The following is a 6,276-nucleotide window of genomic DNA, read 5'->3' on the forward strand; positions in this document are numbered from 1 at the left end:
TCAGGCGGCGTAATCCAGCGGCCAGGGGGAATCCAGGAATCTCCGGCCGCTTTCACGGAGATAAAGCCGCTGAGCACCGTCGTTGCTTTCCTGAATCAACTCCTCCTGCACGAGCCGACGAGCCAACCAAGTCCAGCGGTCGTGGCGTCCGGGTTCGTGCAGGGCTAGGTGCTCGCCAAGGCGGCGCATCTCCGTTCCGTCCTGCTCGGCCAGATGGGCCAGAAGCGTTTCCACCTGGACTGACCAGTCGCGTCTTTTTGGGGACTCCATACAGCGATCGCAGCGGCCACAGGGCCCCACCAACTCGCCGACCGCCAGCAGCAACGCCTGTTCACGGCACATTTCACCCTCCGCGACGGCCTCCATGCGACGCAACTGCTGCTGCGCCAGGTCCAAGCGGCGACGCTCCTCCAGGGCGTTGCTCCCCCTGGCCGAGGCCTGCATCGCCCAGCCCAGGCTGGTGCGATCACCCGGCGAAAACAGCACCTGGCAATGTGCCGAACTGCCGTCTCTACCGGCACGACCCGATTCCTGCAGATAGCCCTCCGGCGTGGCTGGCAGATCGAGATGAAGCACGAGGCCCACATCGCCACGGTCAACCCCCATACCGAAGGCCACCGTCGCTACCAGTACGGGCCGCTCGTGCTCGAGGAACAGCCTCAGGGCCTGCTGACGGGTCTCCGGATCCAAGCCGGCGTGATACGGCGTTGCTGCAACACCTTGGTCACTGAGACGTTCCGCCCACTGTTCAACGGAACGACGGGTGCGGGCATAGATCAAAGCGGCGCCACGGGACATCTCCAGTGCCTCCAACACCTGCGGCATGGGGTCCCTGGGGCGCCGCTGCATCGTGTAGTGGAGGTTTTCCCGGCGAGCCGAACTCACCTGCACCAGCGGGCGACGTAGATCCAGAAGGCGAATGATGTCTGCCCGCACCCGTGGGGCTGCCGTCGCACTGAGGGCCAGCATTGGCACCCCCGGGCAGAGGCGGCGGACCTGACCCAGGCGGCGGTAATCGGGGCGGAAGTCATGCCCCCAGGCACTGATGCAGTGGGCCTCATCAACCGCTATGGCCACCAGTCGCCCCTCCGTGGCATGACGTTCCAGCATCAGCCGGGTCTGCTCACCCTGGAGTCGTTCCGGCGCGATGTAGAGCAGGCGCAGCGTGGCGTCCCGCAGCTGCTCCAAGGCATGCTGGCGTCGAGCTGGGTCCAGTCCGGCATGTAGGCAGGCCGCAGCGATTCCCCGTCGCTGCAGGGCCATCACCTGGTCCTCCATTAGCGCCACCAACGGTGAAATCACCACCACCAGGCCCTCGCGCACCAGGGCCGGCAGCTGATAGCAGAGCGATTTGCCACCACCGGTGGGCAGCACTGCCAACGCGTCCCTGCCGGCCAATACGGCATCCACAACGGGCCGTTGCCCAGGGCGGAAGCCATCCCAACCGAAGTGGGTCTGCAGTGCACGCTCGAGCGAAGCCAGAACACACCAGATGTGGAGACCTCAGCTTATCGAGCACAAGATCTGGAGTCAGGCCAGCGGCGGCGGATCCAATTGATCGGGGGACTCCTCCACCAGCTGGAGCCGCACCCGTTTGCCACCGGCGAGCTCTCCCAACGACACCCGCATCGTTGCGCCACTGAGGGTCTGCAAAGCGTTCAGCACATCGCGCAGGTAAGGCGTGCTGCTCCCGCTTTCAACCCAAAGCCGCTCCTGAAGCCCCCCCAAGCGCCGCCAGGAGGTGTGCAGCTTCAGCACCGCGGACTCAAGAGCCTGGGCCTGGCCTACCGCATCAGCCAGCAGGCCAAGGGCATCCAAGCGCTGGGCCTCCTGCATAGCGCGGTCGAGGTCCAGTTCACCCTGTTGAAAGGCACGAACGGCAACACCAGACTCAGTTGCCTTGGTGATCCAACGCGCTGTGCTGGTGACGTCCTTGATGCGGTCGAGTTCGGGCTCATCTCGGAGCACCTTGCGCAGATCTTCCTGCTGAGGCTCAGGCAGCTTGGCCAATTCCCGCACCAGAGGAGCCACCGCACGGGGTGGCAGAAGGTTCTCCTGGGTGCGCTGACGAATTTCTTCCGGCAGCAATGGACTGGTGGCCGCCGTGAATTCATCGGTGAGACGGCGCACCTGCTTGCGGGTGATTTCCTGCCCCTCGTTAGCAGCCTCAGAAATCATCAGCTGCACTTCAGGAACCGCCTGAGCGGTTTCCATGAAGGCCCGCTTGGAGAACTGATTGACGCTGCTCTCCTCCAAGGTGCCGTCGCTGAGCATGCTGTCGGCAGATTCCGCCAGTTGAATCAAGCCATAGGCGCGGGTCTTGCTGATTTCCTGCTCGCGCAGCCACTGAAGAAATCCGGCACCTCGCCCTTCACCACCTCGCTTTTCCTTGTCCCGCACAGCTCGGAGGATGCGACCACGCCAGATCTCAGTCTGGAGGTCAAAGCGGTCGCAGACGGCCCAAGCCTGTTCCAGGCGAGCCAGGAATTCCATCGTGCTGATGTCGTCTTGCTCTGGATCCGGCAAGTCCAGTTGCAACAGCGACGGATCGGGATCAAGGGCGATGGAACTGGTCAAAAGGACGCCGACTACCAAGGGACGACATTCTGTGACGCAGCGGTCATCACCATCCATCCCACGAGATACGCTCCAGTTGCATCTCGTTAATGCCCAGCGATGGCGATCACCCGCGGCGCCAAGGTGCGCATCAAGCGTCCTGAGTCCTACTGGTTCAACGAAGTTGGCACCGTTGCCTCCATCGACACCTCGGGAATCCGTTACCCCGTTGTCGTTCGCTTCGAGAAAGTCAATTACAGCGCCCTGCAGGGCGTTGACGGTGGCATCAACACCAACAATTTCGCCGAAGCGGAACTCGAGCCTGCCTGAGGCCATTGCCTGAACTTCCTGAAGTCGAGACGGTCCGTCGGGGACTGGCAGACCGTCTTGTCGACTTCAAAATTGCACAGGTTGAAGTCTGCAGACCAAGAGTTATTGCCAGCCCTGGTGGCCCCGACTGCTTCGTAAAAGGTCTTTGCGGCTCAATTGTCGGACACTGGCAGCGCAGGGGGAAATATCTCATGGCAGCCCTGGAGCCAAAGGGCGGTGTCTGGGGTGTTCATCTGCGCATGACCGGCCAATTCCAATGGCATGAGAAGCCTTCAGAACCGTGCAAACACACCCGTGTTCGGCTCTGGAACTCCAAAGAAGAGGAGTTGCGCTTTGTGGATATGCGCAGCTTCGGAGAGATGTGGTGGGTGCCTCCGGGCCAGGCGGTTGAAGAGGTGATCACAGGCTTGACGCGACTCGGCCCTGAACCGTTCAGCAGCGACTTCTCCGCCACCTACCTGAAGCAGAAACTCAAGAGCAGCATCCGACCAATCAAAACAGCTCTGTTGGACCAAGCCTTGGTGGCCGGAGCGGGCAACATCTACGCGGATGAATCCCTTTTTGCAGCAGGCATCGCCCCCTTCACCCCCTCAGGGCAGCTGAAGCTCACACAACTGGAGAGGTTGCGCGATGCCTTGGTCAATGTCTTGACCATCAGCATTGGAGCTGGTGGCACAACCTTCAGTGATTTCCGCGATCTTGAGGGGGTGAATGGCAACTACGGCGGCCAGGCCTGGGTTTACCGGCGTGGAGGAGAACCTTGCCGCAGCTGTGGAACGCCAATTCGAAGGGAGAAGCTGTCCGGCCGAAGCACCCACTGGTGCCCGACCTGTCAAAGCTGATTGGGCAGCGGAAGCCCAGAGAGAACCTCGCGATAGGGAGGACGAAGCACACCGAACTCGGTGATTAAACCCGTCACCAGATGAGCCGGGGTGATGTCGAAAGCAGGATTCCAGGCCTGGGCTCCTGGAGCAGCGACTGAAACACCGCGAACGTGGGTGATCTCTTCTGCATCGCGTTCCTCGATGGTGATGGCATCTCCGTCGGGAGTGGCCAAATCAATGCTGCTACCTGGGGCGCAGACGTAAAAGGGGGTGCCATGGGCTCGGGCCGCAAGCGCAAGGTTGTAGGTACCGATCTTGTTGGCAACATCACCATTGGCAGCGACACGATCACAGCCCACCATCACGGCGTCCACCTCACCCCGGCGCATCAGCAATCCACTGGCTCCATCGACAATCACGGTGCAGGGCACACCGAGACAGCCCAACTCCCATGCAGACAGAGCAGCACCTTGCAAGCGGGGACGCGTTTCATCCAGCCAGGCATGGCGAAGAAGGCCACGGGCATGGGCGGCTGCGATCACACCAAGGGCGGTTCCAACGCCTCCCGTAGCGATTGCACCCGTGTGGCAATGGTGCAAAACCTGGCAGCCCTGAGCCAACAAGGAAACGCCGTGATCCACCAACCGCTGGGTGAGCAGACGATCCTCGTTATGGAGTGCAGCGGCAACACCAGCGAGTGCGTCAACATCAACGGAACCGGAGGAAGCAAGGGCCGCCTGCATCCGGTTGAGGGCCCAGCCAAGGTTGACGGCGGTTGGTCGTGATGCACGCAGGCCTCGGATGGCGGAAGGAAGGTCTTCACCGGAACGTGCAGCCAGCACAACCCCCCAGGCCGCCGCGATGCCAATGGCGGGGGCACCTCGTACAGCCATGGATGTAATCGCCTCAGCAACGTCTTGCCATCCGTGCAATCGCATGAAGGCAACTGCATCGGGAAGTTGTCGCTGGTCCAGCAACTCCAAGCAATCACCGGTCCAGCGGCAACTGGGGGGAAGCGTCAATGCAGAAGGGCCTCTGAGTCCTGTATAGAAGACGGAGGGATAAGCGGAATGTGACCGCAAGCCAAACCCAGCGCGATCGCTTGACCGAAGTGATGCAGGACATCCACCGACGCGGCTGGTGCGATGGCACCGGAGGGAACTTCAGCGTGGTGGTGCAGCATCAGCCCCTGCAGTTGCTCATGGCACCCAGCGGTGTGGACAAGGGGCAAGTGCCTCCCGGTGAATTGATTGTGGTAGATGAGCGCGGCGAGGTTCTAACTGGCGAAGGAAAAGCCAGTGCCGAAACAGCGCTGCATCTCCGCATTGTTGAAGCGACCCAAGCGGGAGCTGTGCTGCACACCCATTCCATCCCCGGGACGGTGTTGTCCCGCCACTACGAAGACAAAAAAGGGCTTGTATTGGAAGGCTGGGAAATGCAGAAAGGCCTGGTTGGCATCACGACGCATACAAGCTGCATCAACATCCCTGTAATCAGCAACAGTCAGTCGATGCAAGAGCTAGGCAATGCCGTCGGCCCATGCTTGAGAACTGCACCATGCGGGTTTCTTGTGGCCGGGCACGGCCTTTACGCATGGGGGGCTGACCTTGATGCGAGCAAACGACACCTGGAAATCCTCGAGTTCCTGTTGAAGGTGAAATTGACCCAAATGCAGATCGGACAACAATCATGAACCAACAACATCTATTGCTCGACATCGAGGGAACGACATGCCCAGTGAGCTTTGTCAGCGACATTTTGTTCCCCTTTGCCAAGCAAGAACTGAGCAGCTATATCAAAAAGCACTGGAACAAGAGAACTGACAACAACCCAATCCAAGAAGCTACAGCTGAGTGGAAAAATGATCAGTCCACCGAAAGCTCGCGCCTAAAAAAGCAGCTTGACCAACAGCAAATCAATGAGATTGACGGGCTAATCCAATATCTCAAGCACTTGATCAGCATCGACAAAAAGTCGACAGCGCTCAAAGATCTTCAAGGCAAAATCTGGGAATACGGCTACATAAATGGAGAACTCAAATCTCAACTGTTTTCAGAAACGGCGGAATGTCTACATCAATGGCATGAGCAAGGATGGGCACTTTCGGTATATTCATCGGGCAGCATTCAGGCGCAGCAACTATTATACAGGCACAGTCCTGCAGGCAACCTTGAAAACCTTTTTAGCCACTGGTTTGACACCCGCACTGGACCCAAAAAATCCCCCGAGAGCTACACAACAATTGCAAAGCATCTGCACACTTCCCCAAACAACATTTGGTTCGTGAGTGACAACGGAGCGGAATGCGACGCCGCTCGTTCGGCAGGAATGCAGACCCTCTTCAGCCTTCGCGACGGCAACCCCGACCGTGACCCAAGGGATCACATGGTGATTGAATCGCTGCGTGAGGTAAGCACTCATCTCGCCGCAGAACAATAGACAACAAAAAAGCCACCTCAAGATGAGGTGGCTTCTTCGCGGGTGGTGATGGTGATCGCTTCAGCAATCAGCACATCATCAACCTATTAAGAGAATGTTTTACCTGGCATCGAGCTATTTTCTCAGG

7 protein-coding genes are annotated in these 6,276 nt (G+C 59.4%); 4 read left to right on the forward strand and 3 right to left on the reverse strand.

The window, feature by feature from the left end:
* On the reverse strand, positions 1 to 1,461 hold the full coding sequence (locus tag FZX09_RS11690; RefSeq protein ID WP_226403065.1) for an ATP-dependent DNA helicase RecQ: 1,461 nt from the start codon (positions 1,459 to 1,461) through the stop codon (positions 1 to 3).
* Positions 1,462 to 1,530: 69 nt separating this feature from the next.
* On the reverse strand, positions 1,531 to 2,634 hold the full coding sequence (locus FZX09_RS11695; protein WP_226403056.1) for a hypothetical protein: 1,104 nt from the start codon (positions 2,632 to 2,634) through the stop codon (positions 1,531 to 1,533).
* A 42-nt stretch (positions 2,635 to 2,676) separates the two neighbouring features.
* Here FZX09_RS11695 and FZX09_RS11700 point away from each other — a divergent pair, with 42 nt between their 5' ends.
* Positions 2,677 to 2,886, forward strand: coding sequence for a photosystem I reaction center subunit IV (locus FZX09_RS11700; protein WP_226403057.1), 210 nt, complete (start codon positions 2,677 to 2,679; stop codon positions 2,884 to 2,886).
* Positions 2,887 to 2,891: 5 nt separating this feature from the next.
* Positions 2,892 to 3,728: a DNA-formamidopyrimidine glycosylase gene (locus tag FZX09_RS11705; RefSeq protein ID WP_226403058.1), complete on the forward strand. Its 837-nt coding sequence runs from the start codon at positions 2,892 to 2,894 to the stop codon at positions 3,726 to 3,728.
* Here the strand turns inward: FZX09_RS11705 and mtnA are convergent.
* Positions 3,719 to 4,732 (reverse strand): S-methyl-5-thioribose-1-phosphate isomerase, encoded by a 1,014-nt coding sequence (gene mtnA / locus FZX09_RS11710; protein ID WP_226403059.1) that lies wholly within the window; start codon positions 4,730 to 4,732, stop codon positions 3,719 to 3,721. The genes FZX09_RS11705 and mtnA overlap by 10 nt on opposite strands.
* Before the next feature lie 50 nt (positions 4,733 to 4,782).
* Between mtnA and mtnB the strand changes: the two genes are divergently transcribed.
* The gene (gene mtnB, locus FZX09_RS11715) at positions 4,783 to 5,403 is read left to right on the forward strand and encodes a methylthioribulose 1-phosphate dehydratase (protein ID WP_226403061.1); all 621 of its coding nucleotides are present in this window, start codon (positions 4,783 to 4,785) and stop codon (positions 5,401 to 5,403) included.
* The gene (mtnC, locus tag FZX09_RS11720; protein ID WP_226403063.1) at positions 5,400 to 6,149 is read left to right on the forward strand and encodes an acireductone synthase; all 750 of its coding nucleotides are present in this window, start codon (positions 5,400 to 5,402) and stop codon (positions 6,147 to 6,149) included. The genes mtnB and mtnC overlap by 4 nt, the downstream gene beginning before the upstream one ends.
* Positions 6,150 to 6,276 lie beyond the last annotated feature (127 nt).

It is taken from the genome of Synechococcus sp. MU1643, from assembly GCF_020514095.1.
Classification (GTDB): domain Bacteria; phylum Cyanobacteriota; class Cyanobacteriia; order PCC-6307; family Cyanobiaceae; genus Parasynechococcus.